Below are 24,940 nucleotides of genomic sequence, written 5' to 3'. Positions count from 1 at the left end.
CGGCCCGACACAAACAGATTTCTTTGTCAGCGAAGTCTCAAGGGCTTAGCGGTCAGGACTCCCCAGACCACGCAGCAACGCCCATGCTGCTGGCAGGAAGCAGGCGGCCAGGGCAACCTTGATCAGGTCAGGCAGGATGAACGGCGCGACGCCGAACTGCCAGGCCTTGTCTGCACCGATCAAGCCGGCAAGCCAGACAAAACCGAGAGTCATCATAACGACTTCCGCCACCAGCATTGCACCGCCAAGCTTCAACGGATTGCGGTCCCAGCCGCGGTCGGCGGCCCATCCGGCGATTGCCGCCATTGCCACGAATCCGAGCAGATAACCGCCGGTCGGCCCCATCATGTAGGCAAAGCCGATCCCCTTTTCGGGCGTCCCCTGGAATACCGGGAGCCCCATGGCACCTTCAGCCATGTAGAGGAGAAGCGTCGCCACGCCGAGGCGCATGCCGAACGTCGCGCCAATGACGAGCACAGCCAATGTCTGAAGAGAAAGATCGACGGGCCCAAGAACGACACGGGTCTTTGCCGAGAGTGCGAGAATCACCGTTGCGCCAATCGCGAGGAAAAGCTGCGTGATCAGACGCTGCGTGGCATTGTGCGGAAGGCTCCGCGAAACGAGGGATTTTGAGGCGATAGCGAGCGACATGGCTCCTCCGTTCAGGCTCTTTGCGAAATAATGCGCGTTCCTTCTCCTATAGAAGCTTCCATGATATGCGGCAACCTGAATGCGGCTTCGCACCGTGCAGTCATCACCGTTTCCGGACAATCTGCCAATGGCTCTCGAATTTGAAACGCGCTTCGATCCCGCCTATGGCGAGGCAATCCAGGTGGCCCCGGATGTTTTGCGCGTCACGGTCAACAATCCCAGTGCTTTTACCTTCCATGGTACAAACAGCTATATCGTGGGGAAATCCACCCTCGCCGTTATCGATCCGGGCCCCGAGGACGACGCTCATTTGAGGGCACTTCTCAAGGCCATCGATGGAAGGCCGGTAAGCCATATCTTCGTCAGCCATACGCACCGGGACCACTCGCCGCTCGCCGCCAGTCTTGCGCGCGAAACCGGCGCGCTTGTCTGTGCAGAAGGCCCACACCGGGCCGCCAGGCCATTGAGAATCGGTGAGACCAATCCACTTGACGCAAGTGCAGATACGGATTTTGTACCGGATCACGCGCTCGCCGACGATGAACTTGTCGAAGGCGAAAATTGGGGTATTCGCGCCATTCATACCCCCGGCCATGCAGCCAATCACGCCGCGTTTGCGCTGGAAAACACCGGCATTCTCTTCTCCGCCGATCACGTCATGGCTTGGGCGACCTCCATCGTCGCGCCCCCCGATGGCGCAATGTCGGATTACATGGCCTCGCTTGACCGCCTGCTAGCGCGTGACGACACGGTGTTTTTTCCTGGCCATGGCGGCCGAGTGAAAAATCCGCAACGTTTCATGCGTGGCCTGAAGGCTCACCGCAAAATGCGCGAGCGCGCCATTCTGGATCGCATCATGCGCGGTGACAGAACGATACCGGAAATGGTCGCTGCCATTTACCGCGACACGGACCCCAGGCTGCATGGAGCCGCGGCACTTTCGGTGCTTGCCCATCTGGAAGACCTTGTCGCGCGTGGCGCTGTGACGACGGAAACAGCGCCGTCTATCGACGCCGTCTATTTGCCCGGCTAGTGACGTTTCTGGCTAAACCGCGGCCAGCAAGGCCATTCTTTCATCCAGCTCCCTGAGAAACCGCTGAATGCGCGCAGCGTTGTCCCCCAGGTCGTGACGTGCGTAGCGCGATGCGGAGCGCATATCGACGAATGTGGCCGTTTGATCGTCGTCTATGCGGATCGCGACATCTGCCGGAAACCCCAGAATGAAAGAGTAAGCCACCCCCTCAAGGGTGATGCTGCCGCCGGCCAACTCCTGGCCCTCCGCTCCGCGGGGCTGCCAGCCTTTCTCCTCCATCATGGAACGAACCACCTCGAGCACCTTGTCAGCCGTATGTTCATACCGGCGCCCGGTGACTTCAGGATATCCTTCTTCCTGAAGCGCACGAGCCTCCAAATTGAATTTCGCAATGGGGTTCATTGAAGCACTCCGGGCTGCCGCCGCCAGTGGCATTTCTGGGGGGTTTTCAAGGTCGGTGGAAATGTCGATCAGTCTTGGATGCCCGATGAGACGGAGAGCCGAGACTCCGTAGGGGATGAGCGCAATGGCTGCGATCAATATACCGGCACTGGCGATGGAGGCACCCGATGAACCGTGCTCCCATATCTGGACCAGAGCGATCACGCCAAGCGCGAGGCCGATAAAGGCAAGCACTCCACTCAACCCCAGCAGCCAGAAAAACGGCACGGTTTCGACCAGAGCGAACCGGTGTCCTGCTCCCGACACTGCAAGGAGCACTGCAGCAAATGTCGCAAATCTACGGCTCCACGGAGCTGCCGGTGCTCGTTGCGGTACCAGAATTGCGTTCATATGACGGACCACGCATGTCTTGCGGCTAAGGATAGGTCCTCTTAACGCAATGCTCGCCGGCGGGAAATGCGGTTCGCGTATATTCCTTGAGGTTTCAGTCTCTTGCACCGTTAGGCTGCGAAACTGATTCAGCTTCCATGAATTGCCTGGTGGTATGCAACGTTCTGCTCGCCTCAGCGTTTCCTTCTTTAAGGATAACGCGCCACATTCCGGCCATGCTGACCAGCAGAATGAAACGGGCGGAGGGAGTGCGTGGATGAAAGTTGTGAGGGTCCACCATGCAAACAGTGCTTCCAGAACACGATAAAACCGCCTCAAGCTCGCTCGAGCTGGTCGAGCTCGAACTTGCTCTCAAGCATCAGGATTTCGTCGATCTCGGTTTCGAAGGTGCTGTGCAAAAGGCATTGGATCAGACAAACGGACGTATGCTTTTTCACATGCGGCTTGATGGAATGAACGATTGCGACTGGGTTGCCGCTGTCGTTCTGGAGGAGCATGGAGATCCCGCCTATGCTCTTGTGGTGCAGAGGACAGGCGGCGGCTCGCTCGAGATCGAAGACATTGAGACAAGTGAATTGCCGGTGGCTCGGATCGTCACCGCCTATGCGGGTTTGATGACAACACTGGATGGCGTGCAGTAATGCCGCACATCGCGTAACAAGGCGTTACTCCTTGGCGAGGAACCGGCAGAAAACCGTTGCGTTCCCTCCACAACGGAGTGAACGTCATGACTGATAAAGAAAACCCGGCCCCCGGTTTCTTGCGCAATCCCAACAAGCGCATGACCATTGCACCTCAAAAGAAGACGATTTCCGTCAAGGCCGATGGCCTCGAAATCGCAAAGACGGAGGCTGCGAAAATTCTACGAGAGAGCGGGTGTCCGGACGTGCTCTACATTCCATTCGCGGACATCAATTTTGCGCGCCTCGAGCAAACCCGCACCAGGACCCACTGCCCCTACAAGGGCGATGCCACCTATTGGCGGTTGTCCGGCGCCGGAGAACCGGGCGGCGATATCATGTGGGCTTACCAAGATCCCTATGACGAAGCCTTGGAAATCAAGGAGCACGGCGCATTTTACGCCGAGCTCGTTGATATTGAAGAACGCTAGGCGCTGGCCCGGGCTTCGCTGATCGCAGCCTGAGCTGCAGCCAGTCTGGCAATGGGGACGCGGAAAGGCGAGCAAGATACGTAATCGAGCCCCACGCTCTCACAGAAGCGGATCGAAGCGGGATCTCCCCCGTGTTCACCACAGATGCCGAGCTTGATATCAGAACGCGCCTCCCGCCCCTTTGCGGAGGCAATCCGCACGAGCTCACCAACACCGTCGACGTCCAGAGAAACGAACGGATCCTGCTCGATGATACCGCGTGCACGGTAGGTCTCCAGGAATGAGGCCGCATCGTCTCGGGAAATGCCGAACGTGGTTTGGGTAAGATCGTTGGTCCCGAAAGAAAAGAATTCCGCGCTGGCGGCAATTTCATCCGCCCTGAGAGCAGCTCGCGGCAATTCGATCATTGTCCCCACGAGATAATCGAACGTCACGCCTCGCTCTTCCATGACCGTGTTCGCGACCGCATCGACGCGATCCTTCACGAAGGTCAACTCGGCAGAGATGCCCACGAGCGGCACCATGATCTCAGGCACCACAGGCTTACCGGCCTTTTCGGCCGCATCTGCAGCCGCCTCGAAAATCGCGCGTGCCTGCATCTCCGCAATTTCCGGGTAGGAAATTGCAAGCCGGCAGCCGCGATGGCCGAGCATCGGATTGAATTCATGCAGCGCTTCGGTTCGCTGGCGCAATCTCTCAGCCGAAACCCCCATTGCCTCTGCCACCTCGGCGATTTCTTCCTCGGTTTTGGGCAGGAACTCGTGCAGTGGCGGGTCGAGCAGGCGGATGGTGACAGGCAGCCCGGCCATCACCTCGAAGATTTCAATGAAGTCCGACCGCTGCATGGGCAGCAGCTTGGCGAGTGCCGCCCGGCGATCGATCTCGCTGTCGGCGAGGATCATCTCGCGCATCGCGAGGATGCGGCCATCGTCAAAGAACATGTGTTCGGTGCGGCAAAGACCGATGCCCTCCGCCCCGAAGGATCTTGCGGTGCGAGCATCAGCCGGCGTTTCGGCATTGGCGCGCACCCGCATGCGCCGCACCTCGTCCGCCCACCCCATGATGGTGGAGAAATCACCCGAGAGCTCCGGCTGCAGCATAGGAACCGGGCCTTTCAGAACCTGTCCTGTCGCGCCATCAATGGTGATGGTGTCGCCAGCCTTGAGCGTCTGCCCCATGGCCAGAAGAACACCTTTCTTATGGTCCACGCGCAGGGAGCCAGCGCCTGAGACACAGGGCTTTCCCATACCGCGCGCGACCACCGCCGCGTGGCTCGTCATGCCACCACGCGTGGTCAAAATGCCTTCTGCGGCATGCATGCCGTGAATGTCTTCGGGGCTCGTTTCCACCCGCACCAGGATCACCCTGCGGCCTTCGGCCTTCGCTTCTTCGGCAGCTTCCGAAGAAAACACGATCTCGCCAGTGGCAGCTCCAGGAGAGGCCGGCAGGCCCATGCCGATGATGTCGCGCGGGGCGGAGGGGTCGATGGTGGGATGGAGAAGCTGGTCGAGAGACGCCGCATCGATGCGCGCCACCGCCTCCTCTTTCGTGATGAGCCCCTCATTGGCCATGTCGACCGCGACCTTGAGAGCCGCACTGGCCGTGCGTTTTCCCGAACGGGTCTGCAGCATCCATAATTTGCCGCGCTCGATGGTGAATTCCAGATCCTGCATGTCGCGATAATGCCGCTCGAGAGTGTCGGCGATCTGGATGAAGGCTGCGAACGCTTCCGGCATCAGTTTTTCGAGCGAGGGTTTGTCAGAGCCGGCGGCGAGCCTTGCCGCCTCGGTGATGTTTTGCGGCGTGCGGATGCCGGCCACCACGTCTTCGCCCTGCGCATTAACGAGGAATTCGCCATAGAGCGCCTTTTCGCCGGTGGAGGGATCACGCGTGAACGCCACGCCCGTTGCCGAATCCTCACCCCGGTTGCCAAACACCATGGCCTGCACGTTCACCGCCGTGCCCCAGCTTTCGGGAATGTCGTGCAGCCGGCGATACGTCACCGCGCGCGGGTTCATCCATGATGAGAACACTGCGCCGACCGCGCCCCAAAGCTGCTCGTGCGGATCCTGCGGAAACGGCGCACCGAGTTCGGTCTCGATCCGCCCCTTGTAGAGCGCGATCACGTTCTGCCAGTCTTCAGCCGAAAACTCCGTATCGACCTCATAGCCGAGCCGCGCTTTCTCCTCTTCGAGAATTTCCTCGAAGACATCATGATCGAGTCCGAGGACCACATTGCAGTACATCTGGATGAACCGGCGATAGCTGTCATAGGCAAAGCGTGCATCACCAGCCTCCGCCGCAATTGCCTCAACCGTTGCATCGTTGAGGCCGAGATTGAGCACCGTGTCCATCATTCCGGGCATCGAAGCACGAGCGCCGGAGCGAACGGAAACCAGAAGCGGTTGGCGCGCATCGCCGAAACGGCGACCGGCCACCCGGCCAACCTCTTCAAGAGCCGCTTCAACTTGAGTTTTCAGTTCGTCCGGATAGGTGCGGCCATTGGCATAATAGTGGGAGCAGAGTTCGGTGGTGATCGTAAAGCCGGGCGGCACCGGCAGCCCCAGGCTGCACATCTCCGCCAGATTTGCGCCTTTGCCGCCGAGCAGATTTTTGTCGCCCGCGCTGCCTTCGGCACGTCCATCGCCAAACACATAGACCCACTTGGTCATGCTGCCTTCCCCTTCCGGTCGATTTGCCGGCGCTGGAACCTTTTTGCACCGGCCACGGGACGCAGCGTTAAGCGGCAGCGCGCGCCAAGGCAAGGCCGGCTTCCGCGCCATCCGCCGCTTTATCGATTGAAGAGAAATTTTTTTCTCAACCAGCCATATCCAGGTGAAGCAGCAGAGCCTCTCGCACGATGCGAGGCGGCGATAGCCCGCCGCCTCCACTGGGCTGCACTGATGCGAGATCAGGCCGTGGCTATTACTGACCGGGGGCGAACTCCGACAAAGATCATCACCGCCGCCAGAAACAGCACTATGCTTGCCGCACTGAACACGCCCTGTGCGCCACTGGTGTCGAAGATCAACCCACCGCCGGCTGCGCCAAGGGCGATCGCAAGCTGGATGGCAGCCACCAGCAGACCACCGGCACTTTCCGCCTGATCGGGTACGGTGCGTGCCAACCAGGTGGACCAGCCAACCGGAACAGCGCCGAACGCGAGACCCCATAGTGCGATCATCACAGCACTCGCCACAGGCGTGGATCCAACCGAGATCAGCCCAAAGCCTAGAATGCTCAAAACCAGCGGCACGGTCATCAACGTACGGCGCAAACTCCGCTCGACCAGAAAACCGCCGAACAATGAGCCCAGGAAATTGGCAAGGCCGAAGCCCAGCAACATTCCCGAGACCGCCGTAATGCTCGCCTCCGTGATGTTTTCCAGATGCGGCCGGATATAGGTGAAGAACGCGAAGTGGCCGGCGAAGACCAGCATTGCCGACAAGAGGCCCAACCCAACCCCTGGGCGCACCAAAACATCAAGCAGCGTACGCAGCCGGGTTGCGGAATTGGGAGCCATGGCCGGCAGCGTGGCAAACTGGACCACGAAGGTGATGACCCCCAGCCCGGTGCCCAGCAGAAAGACACTGCGCCAGCCGAACAGATCACCTACATAACTGCCCACAGGTGCGGCAATAATGGTGGCCGCGGCCACGCCGCTGACGATCATCGACAGCGCCCTCGGCACCAGAGCATCCGGCACAAGCCGCATGGCGACCGCCGTCGACATGGTCCAGAACCCTCCCAGACCGATTCCGAGCAGAACGCGCCCGATGAGCAACACCGTGATGTCTGGCGCAAAAGCCACCATGAGATTCGAGACCATCAGCAACACGGTGAAGCCGAGCAGAACATGCCGCCTGTCGATGTTGCGCGTGGCAGCCGAAACCAGCAGGCTCGTTATCAGCGCCACCACGGCCGTGGCTGTCACCGCCTGACCGGCCATCCCCTCCGACACCTCCAGCTCCTGGGCCATGGGCGTTAAAAGGCTTGCGGGCAGAAACTCCGCCGTTACCAATCCAAACACGCCAAGTGCCATGGAAATCACCGCTCCCCAGGCTGGCGACCGACTTGCCTGGGCCCCGGTCCACTGCGGGACATCGTCCATCTGTCATTCCTTTCAAAATGCAAAAACTGTTGTGCAGTGCAAAAGAAATAGACTGGACTTTCCGGACGTACCATGCCAGAAAATCCGAAATGCTTGATCGAAACGCCGAAAATTCATCAATGCACGCCAATCCCGATCTGGTCAGTGATCTATTGATGGGGATGCGGCTATATGGGCTCGAATACAATCGTACCCAGGTCTCTCCCCCTTTCGGCCTTCGGTTTCCCGCCATCGAGGGGCGTGCTCAATTTCATTTCGTGGGGCGTGGCCCGGTGCATCTGCGCGGCCCCGGTGAGGCTATTCATGCTCTGGATACAGGCGATGCGGTTCTCCTGCCGCGCGGTGGCGAGCATTCTCTTGTTTCTGATACGAAGCTCAAGTGTCAGTGCATCACAGAGTTTCAGCCCAAAGCGCTGTGCAGGGACGTCAGTGAGATCGTGGCCCGCTCGAATGAGCGAGACCAGTCTTCCGATGTCCTCATCTTCTCGGGCTGCATGGAGTTCGATCTGGGGAGCATGCATCCGCTTGTTTCCCTTATGCCGGACGTCATGCGCGTCAACACATTGCTGGAGCGCTACCCGGAAATCCTTCCGATTCTTGATGCTATGGAGCGCGAAGCGAAAGAAGACCGCGCCGGTTTTGCAGGCATTCTTGCCCGGCTCGCAGACGTGGTTTCAGCCTTCATCGTGCGGGCATGGGTGGAGTGTGGCTGCGGCGGCACCAGCGGCTGGGTGGCAGCGTTGCGCGATCCACGTCTGGGGCGTGTCATTGCAGCCCTTCACCGCGATCCCGGCCGCGACTGGACGGTGGCAGAACTGGCGGCACAGATGGGCAGTTCCCGCTCCGTCTTCGCAGACCGGTTTCAGGCCGTAACGGGCATGACACCGGTCCGGTATCTGACAGAACTCAGGATGCGGCTTGCCGCGCAGTGGATCAGCCGTGAAGGCATGCCCATAGAGACGGCCGCTCAACGCTTGGGATATGGCTCCCAGGCCGCGTTCAGCCGCGCTTTCAAGCGCATCATAGGAAAACCGCCTGGCGCCGTGCGCGTCGCGCAGCCCCGATCACGCCCTGCCGCTACGGATCGTCAAGCTTCCGCTCCGGCTCCGTAGACCCTGTAAGGCGGAGCGTTGCCTCATCCATCGCTCCACCGCACCACCGGGCGAGTGCCGAGGAAAAAGGGCCGTCCCGCTCTCCCGAGACCAACGCAAAGAGTGTCATGCACGAACAGAATTTCTGATCGTCAGGATGTCCAAGAATAGCTGCCAGAGACTGGCCAGGTGCCTTCAACATCACCCTAGTCGCCTCCTGCAGGCGCGGCCCCAAAAGCGGATGCGCAAGATAAGCGCGTGCTTCCTCCAGGGAGGAAATGCCGTAATAGGTCGCGTTCCGCGACCGGCCAAGATCACGCAGCTGTGGAAACACAAACCACATCCAGTGGGTTTGCTTGCGGCCAGAACGCAATTCCCGGAGCGCGGTCTCAAAAACACCCGCCTGTGCCTCGGTGAAACGCTGCAGATTGAACGGATCCATCGCCATCTCAGCCCTCCCGCACACTTGATTGAACGACCACTATGAACCCTATTTCACACCAAGTTATACGCTCTGGCCTTGCAAAAAGTTCAGACGTCAAATAGAACAAAATAAGAACACTGGAGAGAGCCATGCGCAAGACCGGAAAACTGGATTATATCGAAATGCCCGCCGGCGGCGGCAGCATCGACAGCGTGAAGGCCTTTTATGCCAATGCCTTTTCCTGGTCGTTTACCGACTATGGGCCCGGCTACTCGGCTTTCAGCGAAGGTTTGGATGGCGGTTTCGACGGCAATCCGGAGGGCAATCATAAACCGCTACCCGTGATATTTTCCGAAAACCTCGAGGCCACTCTCAAGTCGGTCGAGGACGCAGGCGGCAAGATCGTGAAACCGATCTTCTCGTTTCCCGGAGGCCGCCGCTTCCATTTCACGGATCCGGCGGGCAATGAATTGGCGGTTTGGAGCGAGACATGAGCGCGTCGAAAACCGAACGACCGGTGAAGAGCGGGCACGGTCTCGATGAAATTTTCTTGCGGAGAGAGATGTTAGCCGGCCTCGCGCAGGCGCTCGGCAGTCTGCAGATCGACCGAGACGAGTTGGCTGACGCCCTGCTCGGCCATGGTGACCCCGAAGAGCCGGTTCATACGGGCCATGGTGATGGGATTGTGGGTTATGACCACGAAGCGTGTGTCCGTTGATGCCGCCATCTCGTCCATGAGATTGCAGAAGCGCTCGACATTGTGATCGTCGAGCGGCGCGTCCACCTCGTCCAGCACACAGATCGGGGCGGGATTGGTTAGAAAGACAGCAAAAATCAGCGCCATCGCAGTCAAAGCCTGCTCACCACCCGACAGGAGCGTCATGGTCTGAGGACGCTTGCCCGGAGGGCGGGCAAGAATTTCGAGCCCCGCCTCGAGCGGGTCGTCGGATTCGATCAGTTGCAGTTCTGCCGTACCGCCGCCGAAGAGATGCGTGAACAGTCGCTGGAACTGTTCATTGACCACATCGAAGGCGGCCAGCAGGCGCTCGCGCCCTTCCCTGTTCAGGTTCTGGATCGCGTGGCGCAGTTTGCGAATGGCTTCGATCACGTCTTCCCGCTCGGCGACAATCGTGCCGTGGCGTTCCGTCAGCTCGGTCTGTTCTTCCTCGGCGCGCAGATTGACCGCGCCGAGCCGTTCGCGCTCCATCTTCAGTCGTTCCAGCCGGCGTTCCACTTCCGCGATCTCCGGCATGGCCTCGTCAGGCTCCAGCTCGGCCATCGCCAGGACCTTGTGGGGCGGAACATTCAACACTTCCTGAATACGGGCTTCGGCCTCCTTGCGTCGCTCCTCGGCTGCCGTCACACGTTCTTCAGCACGGGCTCTGGCCTCGCGTGCGGAAGAAAGCGCCTGAATGCTCTCGGTCGCACGCTTGTCCAGCTCCGCCTGACGGTTCTCAGCTTCCTGCAGCGTGTCTGCGGCTTGCCTTCGCACCGCCTCAGCCTTTGCAATCTCGGAAAGCAGCGAACGACCACGCGCCTCTATCTCTTCGGGTGCTTCAGCGAGCTCCTCCAGTTCGGCTTCCGTGTCGGCGCGCCGCTGGAGTAGAGCTTCCGTGTGACGGTCGGCATTTTCCGCACGCGACTGCCAGCTCCGCCGCTCTGCAGCGATCGCCTCAAGTCGGCGCCGGCGAGCTTCCGCTTCGCGCCGCAAGCCTTCATAGGCAGCGCGCGCCTCGGCCACAGCTGCACGTTTGGCGGAGACCTCGGCAGACTGGCGCTCAAGCCGAGCCTGCAATTCCGTGAGGTCCGGCGCGCCTTCAAGCGCTTCTTCCGCCGCCATTGTCGCGGCCACAGCCTCTTCATGGTCTTCGACCACCCGGCCGCGTGCCTCTTCGAGGCTCATGCGCCGGCTTGAAAGCTCACCAGCCGCCTTCTCGGCACTTGCCAACGCGTCGCGCGCACGGCTGAGCGCGGCCTGCGCTTCACGCGCTTCTTCGCGCGCGCGGCGTTCGCCTTCCACCGCACTCTTCACGCCTTGCTCGGCGTCATTGAGCGCGGTCTCGGCAGCGCGAAGCCGCGCGGTCGCCTCAATCACCTCTCCATCGAGCTCGGAGAGGCGATTCTTCTGCGCCAGTCTCTGCGCCGCCGCTGTCGGCGCATCGGCGCTGGCGCGATACCCGTCCCAGCGCCACAAAGCCCCGTCCCGCGCGACCAAACGTTGACCAGGCTTCAGCATTTTCTGAAGCCGGGGCCCATCCGCGGCGTCCACAACGCCAATCTGTGCAAGGCGACGCGCCAGCTGTGCAGGTGCTTTCACCACAGAGGCCAGTGTCAGGACACCCTCGGGAAGGGCCGGGTCATCCGAGTCGATCTCCGAAGGCCCCCAATAGACAGGCGCGGCACTATCGAGCGGCACATCGAGGTCTTCGCCCAATGCGGCACCGAGCGCCGTCTCGAACCCGCGCTCAACGCGCAATTGTTCCAGAACCGCCGGGAACAGGTCCGCCCCGCCGGCATTCAAAATCTTGCGCAGGGTTTGCGCTTCTGTTTCCACACGACCAAGCTCGGCTCGTGCTTCCTGCAGGGGGGTGCGGGCGGCCTGCTCGGCCTCGCGGGCGGCTGCAACGCGCTCTTCGCTTTCGCCGACAGCCGCTTCAGCCAGTTCAAGGCGCTCGGTCGCTTCCTCAACCAGCATGCGTTTTTCGGCCGGGTCCGGCAGTCCGGCTATCCGGCTGGCGATTTCCGATAGTTCCGCATCCATATTGGCAATCTGCCGCGCAAGCCGGTCGCGGCGCTCGGCCTGCTCGCGGATGGCCCGCTCGGCCTGTTGGCGACTGGCAGAAACCTCCGCCTTCTCAGCCGTCAGCCGTGAGAGCAAATCCTCGGCACCCGTGAGGTCTGAAGAAACCTCTTCAAAGACACTCTGCAATTCGGCTTCACGCCCTTCAGCGCCGTCTTCGGCTTCTTTGAGCGCCTCTTCCTCTTCCGCCAGCCGCGCCAGCGCGTCGGCATTGTCGCGCACCATCTGCTCTTCGCGCGCCACATCGGCATTTAACTGGTCGATGCGTTTCTTCAGTTCCTGTGTGCGCGCTTCAATGCGCTTGGCTTCTTCCTCAACCTGTGTGCGGGCGATCGTCAGCCGTTGAAGGGCGGCGGCCGCAGCCGCCTCGGCATCGCGCAATGCAGGAAGCTTGTGTGCACCGACGGCCTGAGCCTTGGCCGCTTCCATCTGGCCGCTGGCATTTTCCCCCACCAGGGCCGTCGCCTGCGACAGCGCGCTTTGGGCCTCGGCTTCCTGCGCCTTGGCGGACGACCAGCGCAAGTGCAACAGGATCGCTTCAGCCTTGCGCACTTCCGCGGAAAGCTTCTTGAAGCGCGAAGCCTGGCGCGCCTGGCGTTTGAGGCTTTCGATCTGGCTGTCAAGCTCACTCACCACATCGTCGAGCCGTTCAAGATTTTGTTCGGCAGCACGCAGCCGCAATTCCGCTTCGTGACGGCGGGAATGAAGCCCTGATATGCCGGCTGCTTCTTCCAGAAGCGCACGGCGCGCCTGCGGTTTTGCCTGGATCAGTTCGCCAATCCGCCCCTGCCCCACCATGGAAGGCGAGCGTGCGCCGGTCGACTGATCAGCGAAAAGAAGCTGCACATCGCGCGCGCGCGCCTCCTTGCCGTTGATCCGGTAGACGGACCCCGCCTCGCGCTCGATCCGGCGCGAGACCTGCAACTCGTCCGCGTCGTTGAACGCGGCTGGTGCTGTGCGATCGGCATTGTCGAGAAACAGCGTCACCTCGGCGGTGTTTCGCGCCGGGCGCGTACCGGAACCGGAAAAGATGACATCATCCATACCGGAGGCGCGCATGTTCTTGTACGAGCTTTCGCCCATCACCCAGCGCAACGCTTCCACCAGATTGGATTTGCCGCAGCCATTGGGACCGACAACGCCCGTCAGCCCGTTCTCGATCACAAACTCGCTCGGCTCGACGAAGGACTTGAACCCCAGAAGGCGCAGCTTGGTGAACTTCATGCCGGCAGCACCTTATCCGGCGCGCACGAAAGCGGCAGGCAAACGCGTCGCCCGCTCAAGCATGCCGTCGATGATCGCCGACATTTGTTCAATCGATACGGCTCCCGAGTGCTTCATCCCGTTGATGAAGAATGTTGGAACAGCCTCACTTTCCGGACGCTCCAACCCCCCATTGCGCATGGCCCTGACTTCATCCGGAAGCTTACGGCCCGTCAAGCAAGCTTCAATATTCTCTGGCGAGAAACCCACATATAGAGCGGTTTTCAACAGGATAGAGGCCTCGCACCGCATCGCCTTGCGCGACCCGCGCATGTCTCCAAGAGCTCTGTACGGACCACAAAACGCAGGACACCACCGGCAAAAACCGGTGGTGTCAATCATCTCGGTCACTTCCCAGCCTGCGTCAGAGCATCCCGTCAATGACCGCCGAGATTTCCTCGATCGACATGGCGCCGGAATACTTCTTTCCGTTGATAAAGAAGGTCGGCGTCGCATCGACGCCAAAATCGCTGGCGCCGCGCGTACGCACAGCGCGAACCTTGTTCAAAAGCTCCTGATCGGTCAAACAGGCCTCAAAGCTTTCCTGTGTGAAGCCGGCAAGCTTGGAGATCTTCAAAAGAGCCGACTGCGCGTCCTGCACGGGCGCCCAGTTGTTCTGCTGCTTGAAGAGCACATCCACCATGGCGAAATATTTGTCATCGGAGCAACGCGCCAACATGAAGCCCGCTTCGGCGCGCGGATCAAACGGAAATTCGCGCAAGATAAAACGCACCTTGCCCGTCTCGATATATTTCTTCTTCAGTTCCGGATAGGTGCGGGTGTGAAATGTGGCGCAGTGACTGCAGGTCATCGAAGCATATTCGACAATCGTCACCGGCGCGTTTTCATCGCCCAGAACCTTGTCTTCCAGCGCGCCCTCTTCAAGAAGCTTCTCCATGTCCACCGTCCCGCTTGAAGGCGGAGCCTCGACGGCGGCCGTGGTGACGGGGTCGGTGGCCGGAGTCCCCGCATCCGCTTCGGCATTGCCTTCGGTGCACGCGGCCAGCCCAAGCCCGAGCACCGGCAAGGCGGCCATGGAAAGAAGGAGTTTGCGGCGCTGGATCAGTTCGGACATGAAATCTCACCTGTTCGTCTTGGGATGTTACCTGCGATACCGCCACAAAGCGGGCGTTTCGGGCGAATTTGGGTCAAGGGCGTGTTTTTCTGAAGCAAGCGTTCTATCACGTTTTGGTGATCGGCGTTCATTTTCGTCGGCCAAGAATGCTCGCACCGAGCTTCTGCAACGATAGACGCAAGCCCTCGTCCTCGACCCCGGCGACCAGCGCATCGATCCGCGCGGTCTCTGATCCGGTGAGCGGACGCATGGCCGGTGTGCGGCGCGTCTGCGGCTGCGCCACGGGCTTTTGCACGATTTTGATGCGCCCGACAGCCGCAAAGCCAAGAAAAGCATTCACCCTGGCGATCACCTCGCCCGTCTCGTGCTGCAGGCGCAGGGCAGCCGCCCCTTCGCAGGCAATCACCAGTGTGGCTGGTTCAAACGGATCATCCTCGTGCCGGCGCCGCGGCCAGGCAAGCTTTTCGGGTCGCGTGCTGAGCGCCAGTCTCTCACCCACGATGTCGCCCCAGCACTGAACAAGCTCAACGGAAAGGCCGGCACGCTTGCGCATCACCGGATCGAGAATGCCAGTGGCAAGATCGCTGACAGCGACGGGATTGCCCGATTGCCTCTTCCCTGTCATGACATGAAATCTCGCATTGATCCGCAACGCATAATGAGTTTCGCTCCAGTATGGCACGCAGGGCAGCGTCGGTCACCGACGCACAGTCTTCCTCGACCGATTTTTCGCTCCCGCTGCTCGCATGGTATGATCGCCATCACAGGAGCCTGCCCTGGCGCACCCCACCGGACGAAACCAGACTCGGCGTGCTGCCCGATCCCTACCGCGTCTGGCTTTCGGAGGTCATGCTTCAACAGACCACCGTCGGCGCGGTCAAGCGCTATTTCGAAGTCTTTACCGATGCCTGGCCCACAGTCGAGGCTCTTGCCGCCGCTGATGCCGACGATGTGATGAAAGCGTGGGCGGGTCTTGGCTATTATTCGCGCGCCCGCAATCTGAAGAAATGTGCGGAAACCGTCGCGACCGAATATGCCGGACGTTTTCCCGATACGGAGGCCGGTCTCAAGGCCCTTCCCGGCATCGGCGACTACACCGCCGCCGCTATTGCTGCGATCGCCTTCAACCAACCTGCCGCCGTGGTCGACGGCAATATCGAGCGCGTCATCACGCGTCTTCACGCGATAGAGACGCCGCTGCCGCAAGCGAAACCCGAGATCCGCGCTTTGGTTGCGAAAGCCATGCCACATGATCGGCCGGGCGATTTCGCCCAGGCCATGATGGATCTCGGGGCAACCATCTGCACACCGCGCAAGCCTGCTTGCGTGGTTTGCCCCATCGTCGCGGGCTGCGTGGCGCGGCGCGAAGGCATTGCCGAGCATTTTCCGGTCAAGGCGCCGAAGAGCGAGAAACCCATGCGCGTCGGCGCAGCTTTCGTCGCCATGCGTCCCGATGGCTCCGTGCTTCTGCGAAAGCGTCCCTCTTCTGGCCTTTTGGGCGGGATGGCTGAGGTCCCCGGCAGCGACTGGACGGCGCGGCAGGATGGCATCACAGACATATCCGCCGCTCCCTTCCCCGCCGCGTGGCATGCAACCGGATCGATCCGCCATGTCTTTACGCATTTTGCGCTTGAGCTTTGTGTTTTCAAAGCCAACCTTCCGGACGACGCTTCGCCGGGTGATGGCTGGTGGTCTCCCCCCAGCGCCCTTCCACATGAGGCACTGCCCACTGTCATGAAAAAGGTCATCGAGGCTGCGATACCTGGAGCCACGAAGAAACGCCGCAAAGGATAAAACCGCATGAGCGACATTCGACACATCGTATTCGACATCGGTCGGGTGCTGATCCACTACGACCCGGAAATTCCCTACCGCCACCTGATCCCTGACGATGATCGGCGCCGCTGGTTTCTGGAGAATGTCTGCACCGGCGACTGGAATGTGGAACAGGATCGCGGGCGCACCTGGGAAGAAGCCGAAGCGCTGCTCATTGCCGAGCACCCCCTTGAGGAAGAGAACATTCGTGGTTTTCGCCGCCACTGGCACGAAATGGTGCCACATGCCTATGACGATTCGGTCGCCATCCTCGAGACACTCATCGATGAAGGCCACGATGTGACGATGCTGACCAATTTCGCCGCCGACACATTTGTCGAGGCGCGCAGGCGTTTTGCCTTCCTGAACAGGCCGCGCGGTGTCACCGTTTCAGGTGAAATCGGGCTCATCAAGCCGGACCGCGCGATTTACGACACCCATGTCGAGAGTTTCGATCTGGAACCGGCAGCGACACTCTTCATCGACGACAGCGAGAAGAATGTGGAAGGCGCAAGAAATGCGGGCTGGCAGGCCGTTCATTTCACAGGCGCGGAGAAGCTGCGCAATGACCTCGCCCGCTTCGGCTTCTCCGTTTGAGAAACACAGGCGCTTTCGAATCATGCATTGATTCATGAAAGCGCTTTACTCCGTTGATTGATCACGCGTTTCATGGCTCCGGGACATGTCGCCGGAGCCGTTTCAATATCACGCTCAGGCGGCAACGCCTTGCATGTTCTCCCGCATGATCTGGCGCAGGCTGTCGATCGGCTTGAGGCTACCCTTTTCTTCAAAATGCCAGAAGGTCCAGCCATTGCAGGCTTCCAGGCCCTGAACGCGGGCACCGATCCGGTGGATCGAACCGGCCTCGTCTCCAATGGCAATCGTACCGTCAGCCCGGACATTGGCCGTCCACCGGCGCTTGGAATCATGCAACCGTGTGCCCGGCTGCATGAGGCCTGCTTCCAGAAGGCTGCCGAAAGCGACGCGCGGCGCGGCGCGCTTTCCCTGCATCTGGGCGAGATCCATATCGTCCAGCGGCTCGATCGCGGCTATCCGGGCGCTTGCCGCCTCAATGTAGTCGTCCTGCCGTTCAATGCCGACAAAATGTCGACCAAGCCGCTTGGCGACTGCCCCGGTCGTGCCCGAACCGAAAAACGGATCAAGCACCACGTCGCCCGGTTTGGTTGAGGCCATCATCACCCGCGCAAGCAGCGCTTCCGGTTTCTGTGTGGGATGCAGCTTGCCACCATCCTCGTTCTTCAGCCGCTCCTTGCCCGTGCAAATCGGGAAAAGCCAGTCGGAGCGCATCTGCACGTCGTCGTTGGAGGCCTTCAGAGCTTCGTAATTGAAGGTGTAGCCCTTCGAAGACTTGTCGCGCGAGGCCCAGATCATCGTCTCATGCGCGTTCTGGAACCGGCGCCCGCGAAAATTCGGCATCGGGTTCGTCTTGCGCCAGACAATGTCGTTGAGCAGCCAGTAGCCCAGATCCTGCATCACCGTGCCGACCCGGAATATGTTGTGATAGGAACCGATCACCCAGATCGTGCCGTTCGGCTTCAAGACGCGGCGCGCTGCCAGCATCCATGCCCGGGTGAAGGCGTCATAGGCCGCGAAACTGTCGAACTGGTCCCACTCATCGTCAACCGCATCGACGCGCGACTGGTCAGGACGGTGAAGATCCCCGCCAAGCTGCAGATTGTAGGGTGGATCGGCAAAGATCACATCGACCGATTTTTCCGGAAGACGGTCAAGTGCTGCGACACAGTCCCCCTTGATGATCGTATCGAGCCATTCGGCTTTTTTCGGTTCGGGTGCAAGCTCATCGATACGACGCACGGCGGACATGGACTGACCTCTAACTCGGACTGTTTACCTGCCGTTATGGTTACGGAAGATGGTAAATATTCCGTAAGGGCGCAGCGGATTTGCGGCTCATGCGAAGCTGTGCAATCTTCCCTTACGTCAAGTTTCATCCACGGAGATCCGGCATGATCCGCACCCGCTTGTTGAGCGTTCTCGCAGCCTTGCTCTTTGCCCTTCCTGCAATGGCCGCGGGCAAGACAATCATCGTCCTGGACGGTTCCGGCTCCATGTGGGGGCAGATTGACGGGACGACAAAGATCGAGATCGCGCGTGACACGCTGCGCAAGGTCATGGGCACGCTGCCGCAGGATACCGAGCTTGGCCTCGTGGCCTACGGGCACCGGGAAAAAGGTTCCTGTTCCGACATCGAGATCGCCATTTCGCCCGCAACAGGCACGGCGGGCGCTGTCGCTGATTTCGCCGACAATCTGAACCCGAAAGGAAAAACACCCCTCACGGATGCTGTCCGAAAGGCAGCAGAGGAACTGCGCATCGAAGAAAATCCGGCCACTGTGATCCTTGTCACTGATGGCCTGGAGACCTGTAACGCGGATCCCTGCGCTCTTGGCCGGGAGCTGGAAGCCGCGGGCGTTGACTTTACAGCCCATGTCGTCGGCTTTGGCCTGTCGGAGGAAGAGGGTCAGCAAGTGGCCTGCCTGGCAGAAAACACCGGTGGCCTTTATCTCAAGGCCGATGATGCCGGGCAACTTGCCGAAGCGCTCGAAACCACAGTCGCGAAGGCACCTGATCCAAAGCCCGAGCCAAAGCCGCAACCGGCTGCTGTCGAGTTCAATGTGCGCGGAATCGCCCGGCTTTCTCAGGATGGCCCGGACATGACCGACAATTCGGAAGTGCGCTGGGACTTCATTCCGCTCGGCGAGAATGGCCAACCGGCGGATCGCAGCGCCGCAGGCGGCTATCGCGGCGTGTTCGCGGCCAACGTTCCTCCCGGTCCCTATCGCGCAAAAGCGAGGCTTGGCCGCATCAATTTCGAGACCGATGTGGAACTGACCGCCGACAAGACGACAGATGTCATTGCCGTGCTTGATGCCGGCCTCGTGGAAATTACTCCCAAACGCACTCCGGAGGACACCCAGGCCGACCAGAGTGCGCGTGTCGATGTGCATTTCGACGACACCAAGGATGGCGGCTACGGCAAGACCCGTGTATGGGCCAGGGCTGGCTCCCTCAAGGTCACCGGGCGGATCGGCAAGGCCACGGTCGAGGAGAACCACGAACTTGCAGCCGGCGAAACGCTCACTCTCGATCTGGTCATTGGTTCGGGACTTGTCGTGCCCTTTGCTGTCTACACGGAAGGAGGTCCGGATGTCGAAGGCAGCGAAATCCGCTTCGAAGTCCAGGATGCCAAGGCCAACATCAATGGCGAACGCAAAACTCTGGAAGGCCAATATGGACCAGGCAAGCAGGGTATGGACGTTCCACCCGGCGATTACATGCTTTATGCACGGCTTGGAAAGGCCGAGGCTATGACGCCCATCAGCGTCAAGGCCGGCGAACGCACCGAAGCGACCGTCAACATCAATGCCGGCGTCCTGGCCGTCTCTGCTCCCGGCGCATACAGAATCGACTTTCTGGAAGGTAAGAAGGACCTTCAGGGCAATCAGAAGAACCTGAGCGGCGAGTATAACGTGGAAGCTCAGGAGACCTTGCACCCGGGCGAATACGAGGTGCGCGTACGCTACGAAGGTGACAGGGCCGAAGAGAGCCGGAAGGCGACCGTGACTGCAGGGGAGCGTACGGAGGTCGTCATCGAATAAGAGCCTCAGGCATGGCCTGCACGGAGTTGTCTTGGAGCGGCATAACGGCTATGCCCCCTCCTCGCATCCTTCAGCCCCCACATCAGAACAGGTCTTGCCATGCCAGCTCCCGAACTCGTCATCTTCGATTGCGATGGCGTTCTTGTTGATTCGGAAATCATTGCTTCGCGCGTCGAGGCCAAGGTGCTGACTGACGCAGGGTTCGCGATCACACCGGAAGAGTTGGCAAGCCGCTACGCCGGCCTCACCTTCAAGGACATTCTTCTCTCCATCGAGGAAAATGCTGACGCGCCCCTCCAGGCCACGCTGATCGATCGCGCCGAGAGCGAGGTCGACAAAAAGGTGCGAAAGGAAGTGAAAGCTCTGGACGGTGTGCATGACGCGGTCGCTGCTGTCACCGTGCCGAAATGCGTCTGTTCGAATTCTAGCCATGAACGGGTGGAGGCGATGCTGTCCCGCACACGGCTCCTGCCCTTTTTCAAGGATCACATCTATTCTTCTCTGGAAACGCCCACCGGTCGGCCCAAGCCTGCGCCGGACGTTTTCCTTTATGCCGCCGAGAAGATGAATGCCTCCCCGGGACGCTGTTTCGTCATTGAAGATTCGGTGCATGGAATTGCCGGCGCGAGAGCTGCCGGCATGCGCGTCATCGGGTTCACCGGCGGTTCACACATTCAGCCCGGGCATGCAGACCTCCTGATGGAGGCTGGAGCAGAGACGGTCATTCATCGTCATCAGGATCTCAGCGGTGTTCTCGAAGCCTTGTCGGAGTGGAGCGAGGACGCCTGATATTCCATCGGCCACGGCGATTCAGGAACCCGTTATAAACATCTGATTTTCTTTAAGAATCAGCGAATAGGCGCACCCATTTCCTCTTCAACCTCGATGCCGGAGGCACCGTTCCGACCACTAGCCCCCTGCAGAAGTGGCTAGCGTCCGCCGCTTGGTCCCTCGTCAAATCCGACCATCAACCGAATGCTTCGATCAGGCGCGCCTGAAATCATCACATTCGGATCGTTGAAGATGAACTGGGTGGCTCCCGCGGTGTCACTGATCGCCACCTGGTGCTGAAACAACTTGGAATAGACCACCTCACCACCGCGAACAGCCGCTATGCGGATGGGCATCGTAATCGTTCCGGTGCTTCCTTTCGGACCTGGCACGACACGCCCTGCCACAGCTACGGTCATTGTGAAAGAGCCCGTGCCATAGGTGCATTTGCGTGTGACATCGCTGATGGATGCCTGGTAGATAACGCTTTCCGGCTGGTCCTGCCCACCCTTCGCATAGGTGGTAAAATATGCCGTTCCCTCACGCAGCGAAACCGGGGGACAATAGGCGCGCAGTTCGCTCTCGCGGATCACGTTGTCGTCCTGCTGTTGAACATTCCCATTCTGAAGGTCGAGACCGCTTGTGGCGCTGTCGGACTGACAGCCCGAGACAAACGCGGTGGCAGAAAGCAGGATGGAACTGATGAAAAGACGATAATTGACCAAGTGACATGCCCCGTGGATCTGCGCGCCCTTCAAGCATTCGGTGAAACCCATGCGAAAAGGCTGCGGAGAGATGACAGATTTTTCCGGCAATTTCCAGAAAACCCGTCATCGACGATCAATTTCCATGCGGTTTGAGTGGAAAACCGGTTCCCACCCGTCCAGATCATGCTCTATACCAGACGCGCAGCCGGAATGCGACGGGCTCGTGCGCGCACCGGTGCTCTCTCCTCGCACTTCATGAGGCAACACGAAGAATGGCGACAGATTATATCAGCACGCGTGGCGATGCGCCGGCGCTTGGATTTTCCGATGCGATGCTGGCGGGGCTTGCCCGCGATGGCGGTCTATACGTTCCCCGGGAATGGCCACGCTTCTCGATCGATGACATTCGTGCCATGCGCGGTCTGAGCTATAGCGAGATCGCCTTTCAGGTTTTGTCCCCCTTTGTGAGCGATGAGATCGGTGCTGCGACCTTGCGCCGCATCATCGAGGCGAGCTACGCGACCTTCCGCCACCCGGCCGTCTGCCCGCTTGTTCAGACTGGCCCTAACGAGTTCATCCTGGAACTCTTTCATGGTCCCACCCTCGCCTTCAAGGACGTCGCGATGCAGCTTTTGGCACGGCTGATGGACCACGTCCTCGCCGAGCGCGGCGAGCGTGTCACCATTGTCGGCGCGACTTCGGGCGATACGGGCGGCGCGGCGATCGAAGCATTTGCCGGCACGGAGCGTGCCGATGTCTTTATCCTTTTCCCCGAGGGGCGTGTCTCCCCGGTCCAGCAACGACAGATGACCACCTCGGGCGCAGCCAACGTGCATGCGCTTGCCGTTAAAGGCAATTTCGATGACTGTCAGGGCCTCCTGAAGGACATGTTCAACGATCACGCGTTCCGCGACAGTGTTGCCTTGTCCGGTGTGAATTCGATCAATTGGGCGCGCGTCATGGCGCAGATCGTCTACTATTTCACCGCCGGTCTCTCGCTCGGCGCCCCCGACAGGCCAGCATCCTTCACCGTGCCCACCGGCAATTTTGGTGATATTTTTGCTGGCTATGCAGCCAGAGAAATGGGCCTGCCCATCGACCGGCTTGTGATCGCCACCAATGACAATGACATTCTCGCCCGCACGCTGGAGAGTGGCGAATATACGACCCGCGAGGTCGTTGCGACCACCTCGCCATCCATGGATATTCAGGTCTCTTCCAATTTCGAGCGCCTGCTTTATTTCGCATCCGGCAGGAATTCGGATGAAATCCGGCGCTATATGCAGATGCTGAAGCAGTCAGGCAGCTTCACTGTCGAACCGAAGACGCTGGACGCCATTCGGGAAGGGTTTTCTGCCGGCCGTTCAGATATGGCGGAGACCGCTGCGACAATCGGTTTGGTTCGTCGGCAGAGTGGCTATCTGCTCGATCCGCACACCGCCACCGGCGTGAAAGTTGCCCGTGATATGCCTGCATCCGCATCGCCCATGGTGGTGCTGTCGACGGCCCATCCGGCGAAGTTTCCGGCCGCAGTCAAAGATGCGAGCGACGTCGAGCCAGCCCTGCCTGAATGGCTCGGTGATCTGATGAATCGGAAAGAGTCCTTTACAGTCCTTCCCTCAGATTTAAGAATGCTGCAGGATCACATTAGCCGCCATGCGAGAGCGGCGCGTTGAGTTTGTTCAAGGAGTGAGAAGCATATGGGTGTTGAGGTAAGCCGTCTGTCGAACGGCCTGACGGTCGCAACCGAAACCCTGCCTCATCTGGAAACCGTTGCGCTGGGCATCTGGGTCAAATCCGGTTCGCGCAATGAGCACGAGAATGAGCACGGTATTGCGCATCTCCTGGAACACATGGCGTTCAAGGGGACCAGCAAACGCACCGCACGCCAGATCGCAACCGATATCGAAGACGTCGGCGGGGAGATAAATGCCGCGACAAGTGTTGAGACAACGGCCTTTTACGCCCGGGTCCTCAGTGCTGATATGCCGTTGGCGGTCGAGCTTCTGTCCGACATTCTGACCGATTCAAAATTCGACCCCCACGAGCTTGAACGCGAGCAGCATGTGATCCTCCAGGAGATCGGCGCCGCGCACGACATTCCCGACGACATCGTGTTCGACCGGTTTACCGAAACCGCGTTTCGCCACCAGTCGCTCGGCCGCTCCGTGCTGGGTACGCCGGAAACGGTTCAGTCGTTCACCTCCGAGCAATTGCGCGGCTTTCTGGAACGCCAATATTCAGCAGACCGTATGGTGATTGTCGCGGCCGGTGGGCTCAAGCACGACGACTTCGTGCGTGAGGTGGAGAATCGTCTGGGAACGTTCCGCAGCAAAGCCGAAGGCAAGACTCCTCCCTATGCGCATTATGTTGGCGGCGATTTCCGCGAACACCGCGACCTGATGGATGCGCAGATCATTCTCGGCTTCGAAGGACGCGCTTATCATGTGCGCGACTTCTACGCGTCCCAGGTGCTTTCCACCATCCTCGGCGGAGGCATGTCCTCCAGACTGTTCCAGGAGGTGCGTGAAAAGCACGGCCTGTGCTACTCGGTCTATGCTTTCCACTGGGGTTTTTCAGATACCGGCATTTTCGGCGTGCATGCAGCAACCGGAAAGAACGACATCGAAGAGCTGGTGCCGCTGCTGGTTGGAGAACTGCAAAAAGCCGGCCAGTCCATCGGGCAGGACGAGCTGGACCGGGCGCGGGCGCAATATCGCGCCGGCCTTATGATGGCGCGGGAAAACCCGGCAAGCCGTGCCTCTCAGATCGCGCGTCAGCTCCTCCTCTATGGTCGGCCCATCGATGTTGACGAGCTGATGGATCGTCTGTCGAACCTGACAGTTGATCGACTGACCGATCTCTCGCAACGCCTTTTCACCACCAAGCCCACGCTTGCGGCAATCGGTCCGGTCGGCAGCCTTGCGCCCTTCGAATCCATCCAGGATGCACTGGCCGATCAGGGGCCGATGCCGCGCAAGCTCGCCGTGTAGGATCGTCGCGGACATATGCTGGACGTGCCCTTCTTCCGCCGCCCGCCTCCGGCGCTCAAGGGCGAAACCGTGTTCCTAAGAACACCGGGCATGGGCGATCATGCGGAGTGGGCGGCCCTGCGCGATGAGAGCCGCGGATTTCTCGTTCCTTGGGAGCCCACCTGGGCTCCCGATGAATTGTCCAAACGTGCGTTCCGCCACCGTTTGAAGCGCTATCGTACAGAATACGACAACGGCACTGGCATCAGTTTTCTGGTCTTTGATGCCTCCACCGAAGCATTGGCTGGCGGAATCACACTCTCCAACATCAGGCGCGGCGTCGCCCAGAGCGCCAGTATAGGCTACTGGATGGGGGAGCGTTATGCGGGCCGCGGTATGATGTTGGCGGCCCTGCAATTGCTCATTCCCTATGCTTTCGACGGCTTGCGGTTGCACCGTTTGGAAGCCGCCTGTATTCCAGACAATAAACGTTCTGTCGGTTTACTTGAAAAAGCCGGATTTCAGCGCGAAGGGCTGCTCAGATCCTATCTCAGGATCAATGGTTCTTGGCGTGATCATTATCTCTATGCGCTGATCGCCGAGGAGCATCACGTGCCTGTACTAGAACCACGAGGCTGATTTCCTTGTTCCCCGCATTGCAGCGTTCCTTCATCTCCGCATTC

Annotated in this window: 23 protein-coding genes; 12 read left to right on the top strand and 11 right to left on the bottom strand. The window is 60.0% G+C overall.

Annotation, left to right across the window (positions count from 1 at the left end; translation table 11 throughout):
• Nucleotides 1–45: 45 nt before the first annotated feature.
• Complete coding sequence (locus tag AC2CHD_RS12980; protein ID WP_229447537.1) at nucleotides 46–651, bottom strand: biotin transporter BioY; 606 nt, start codon at nucleotides 649–651, stop codon at nucleotides 46–48.
• Between the two features lie 127 nt (nucleotides 652–778).
• Here AC2CHD_RS12980 and AC2CHD_RS12975 point away from each other — a divergent pair, with 127 nt between their 5' ends.
• A complete protein-coding gene (locus AC2CHD_RS12975; protein WP_484554011.1) occupies nucleotides 779–1,684 on the top strand; it encodes an MBL fold metallo-hydrolase in 906 nt (301 codons plus the stop codon).
• Nucleotides 1,685–1,696: 12 nt separating this feature from the next.
• Here the strand turns inward: AC2CHD_RS12975 and AC2CHD_RS12970 are convergent, their stop codons facing one another.
• Complete coding sequence (locus AC2CHD_RS12970) at nucleotides 1,697–2,476, bottom strand: DUF1499 domain-containing protein (protein ID WP_484554010.1); 780 nt, start codon at nucleotides 2,474–2,476, stop codon at nucleotides 1,697–1,699.
• A 278-nt stretch (nucleotides 2,477–2,754) separates the two neighbouring features.
• Between AC2CHD_RS12970 and AC2CHD_RS12965 the strand changes: the two genes are divergently transcribed.
• Complete coding sequence (locus AC2CHD_RS12965; protein WP_484554009.1) at nucleotides 2,755–3,117, top strand: hypothetical protein; 363 nt, start codon at nucleotides 2,755–2,757, stop codon at nucleotides 3,115–3,117.
• A 56-nt stretch (nucleotides 3,118–3,173) separates the two neighbouring features.
• Nucleotides 3,174–3,587: a DUF427 domain-containing protein gene (locus AC2CHD_RS12960; protein WP_484554008.1), complete on the top strand. Its 414-nt coding sequence runs from the start codon at nucleotides 3,174–3,176 to the stop codon at nucleotides 3,585–3,587.
• Here AC2CHD_RS12960 and ppdK read toward each other — a convergent pair.
• Both ppdK and AC2CHD_RS12950 read right to left on the bottom strand, forming a co-directional pair.
• Nucleotides 3,584–6,259: a pyruvate, phosphate dikinase gene (gene ppdK, locus AC2CHD_RS12955; protein ID WP_484554007.1), complete on the bottom strand. Its 2,676-nt coding sequence runs from the start codon at nucleotides 6,257–6,259 to the stop codon at nucleotides 3,584–3,586. The two genes, AC2CHD_RS12960 and ppdK, sit on opposite strands and share 4 nt — an antisense overlap.
• A 239-nt stretch (nucleotides 6,260–6,498) precedes the next feature.
• Nucleotides 6,499–7,698 (bottom strand): MFS transporter, encoded by a 1,200-nt coding sequence (locus AC2CHD_RS12950; protein WP_484554006.1) that lies wholly within the window; start codon nucleotides 7,696–7,698, stop codon nucleotides 6,499–6,501.
• A gap of 89 nt (nucleotides 7,699–7,787) precedes the next feature.
• On the opposite strand from AC2CHD_RS12950, the gene AC2CHD_RS12945 reads away from it, so the two are divergent.
• A complete protein-coding gene (locus AC2CHD_RS12945) occupies nucleotides 7,788–8,810 on the top strand; it encodes an AraC family transcriptional regulator (protein ID WP_484554005.1) in 1,023 nt (340 codons plus the stop codon).
• Here AC2CHD_RS12945 and AC2CHD_RS12940 read toward each other — a convergent pair.
• Nucleotides 8,776–9,237 (bottom strand): DUF1810 domain-containing protein, encoded by a 462-nt coding sequence (locus AC2CHD_RS12940; RefSeq protein ID WP_484554004.1) that lies wholly within the window; start codon nucleotides 9,235–9,237, stop codon nucleotides 8,776–8,778. The genes AC2CHD_RS12945 and AC2CHD_RS12940 overlap by 35 nt on opposite strands.
• A 125-nt stretch (nucleotides 9,238–9,362) precedes the next feature.
• Between AC2CHD_RS12940 and AC2CHD_RS12935 the strand changes: the two genes are divergently transcribed.
• The gene (locus AC2CHD_RS12935) at nucleotides 9,363–9,707 is read left to right on the top strand and encodes a VOC family protein (protein WP_484554003.1); all 345 of its coding nucleotides are present in this window, start codon (nucleotides 9,363–9,365) and stop codon (nucleotides 9,705–9,707) included.
• A gap of 71 nt (nucleotides 9,708–9,778) precedes the next feature.
• Here the strand turns inward: AC2CHD_RS12935 and smc are convergent, their stop codons facing one another.
• The 4 genes from smc to AC2CHD_RS12915 form a co-directional block, all read right to left on the bottom strand.
• Entirely contained in the window at nucleotides 9,779–13,237 is a 3,459-nt protein-coding gene (gene smc / locus AC2CHD_RS12930; protein WP_484554002.1) for a chromosome segregation protein SMC, read from the bottom strand.
• Nucleotides 13,238–13,249: 12 nt separating this feature from the next.
• Nucleotides 13,250–13,618 carry a DsbA family protein gene (locus tag AC2CHD_RS12925; RefSeq protein WP_484554001.1) on the bottom strand — a complete coding sequence of 123 codons (369 nt, stop codon included), beginning with the start codon at nucleotides 13,616–13,618 and terminating at the stop codon, nucleotides 13,250–13,252.
• A gap of 22 nt (nucleotides 13,619–13,640) precedes the next feature.
• Nucleotides 13,641–14,351 (bottom strand): DsbA family protein, encoded by a 711-nt coding sequence (locus tag AC2CHD_RS12920; RefSeq protein WP_484554000.1) that lies wholly within the window; start codon nucleotides 14,349–14,351, stop codon nucleotides 13,641–13,643.
• A 127-nt stretch (nucleotides 14,352–14,478) separates the two neighbouring features.
• Complete coding sequence (locus AC2CHD_RS12915; protein WP_229447549.1) at nucleotides 14,479–14,976, bottom strand: DUF721 domain-containing protein; 498 nt, start codon at nucleotides 14,974–14,976, stop codon at nucleotides 14,479–14,481.
• A 50-nt stretch (nucleotides 14,977–15,026) separates the two neighbouring features.
• Between AC2CHD_RS12915 and mutY the strand changes: the two genes are divergently transcribed.
• Together mutY and AC2CHD_RS12905 are read left to right on the top strand one after the other, a co-directional pair.
• Nucleotides 15,027–16,145: an A/G-specific adenine glycosylase gene (gene mutY / locus AC2CHD_RS12910; protein WP_484553999.1), complete on the top strand. Its 1,119-nt coding sequence runs from the start codon at nucleotides 15,027–15,029 to the stop codon at nucleotides 16,143–16,145.
• 6 nt (nucleotides 16,146–16,151) lie between these two features.
• Nucleotides 16,152–16,763, top strand: coding sequence for an HAD family hydrolase (locus tag AC2CHD_RS12905; RefSeq protein WP_229447551.1), 612 nt, complete (start codon nucleotides 16,152–16,154; stop codon nucleotides 16,761–16,763).
• A gap of 114 nt (nucleotides 16,764–16,877) precedes the next feature.
• Here the strand turns inward: AC2CHD_RS12905 and AC2CHD_RS12900 are convergent, their stop codons facing one another.
• The gene (locus AC2CHD_RS12900) at nucleotides 16,878–18,011 is read right to left on the bottom strand and encodes a DNA methyltransferase (RefSeq protein ID WP_484553998.1); all 1,134 of its coding nucleotides are present in this window, start codon (nucleotides 18,009–18,011) and stop codon (nucleotides 16,878–16,880) included.
• A gap of 143 nt (nucleotides 18,012–18,154) precedes the next feature.
• Here AC2CHD_RS12900 and AC2CHD_RS12895 point away from each other — a divergent pair, with 143 nt between their 5' ends.
• Nucleotides 18,155–19,807, top strand: coding sequence for a vWA domain-containing protein (locus tag AC2CHD_RS12895; RefSeq protein ID WP_484553997.1), 1,653 nt, complete (start codon nucleotides 18,155–18,157; stop codon nucleotides 19,805–19,807).
• 99 nt (nucleotides 19,808–19,906) lie between these two features.
• The gene (locus AC2CHD_RS12890; RefSeq protein WP_484553996.1) at nucleotides 19,907–20,596 is read left to right on the top strand and encodes an HAD family hydrolase; all 690 of its coding nucleotides are present in this window, start codon (nucleotides 19,907–19,909) and stop codon (nucleotides 20,594–20,596) included.
• A gap of 140 nt (nucleotides 20,597–20,736) precedes the next feature.
• Here the strand turns inward: AC2CHD_RS12890 and AC2CHD_RS12885 are convergent, their stop codons facing one another.
• Nucleotides 20,737–21,354: a hypothetical protein gene (locus AC2CHD_RS12885; RefSeq protein ID WP_484553995.1), complete on the bottom strand. Its 618-nt coding sequence runs from the start codon at nucleotides 21,352–21,354 to the stop codon at nucleotides 20,737–20,739.
• A 203-nt stretch (nucleotides 21,355–21,557) separates the two neighbouring features.
• Here AC2CHD_RS12885 and thrC point away from each other — a divergent pair, with 203 nt between their 5' ends.
• The 3 genes from thrC to AC2CHD_RS12870 are packed head-to-tail and all read left to right on the top strand — an operon-like array spanning nucleotide 21,558 to nucleotide 24,896.
• A complete protein-coding gene (gene thrC / locus AC2CHD_RS12880) occupies nucleotides 21,558–22,961 on the top strand; it encodes a threonine synthase (protein WP_484553994.1) in 1,404 nt (467 codons plus the stop codon).
• 24 nt (nucleotides 22,962–22,985) lie between these two features.
• Entirely contained in the window at nucleotides 22,986–24,278 is a 1,293-nt protein-coding gene (locus AC2CHD_RS12875; RefSeq protein ID WP_229447557.1) for a M16 family metallopeptidase, read from the top strand.
• A 15-nt stretch (nucleotides 24,279–24,293) separates the two neighbouring features.
• Nucleotides 24,294–24,896 carry a GNAT family N-acetyltransferase gene (locus AC2CHD_RS12870; protein ID WP_229447558.1) on the top strand — a complete coding sequence of 201 codons (603 nt, stop codon included), beginning with the start codon at nucleotides 24,294–24,296 and terminating at the stop codon, nucleotides 24,894–24,896.
• Nucleotides 24,897–24,940 lie beyond the last annotated feature (44 nt).

It is taken from the genome of Nitratireductor sp. ATLC21 (assembly GCF_057196525.1).
This window is presented reverse-complemented; position numbering and strand designations above follow the sequence as displayed.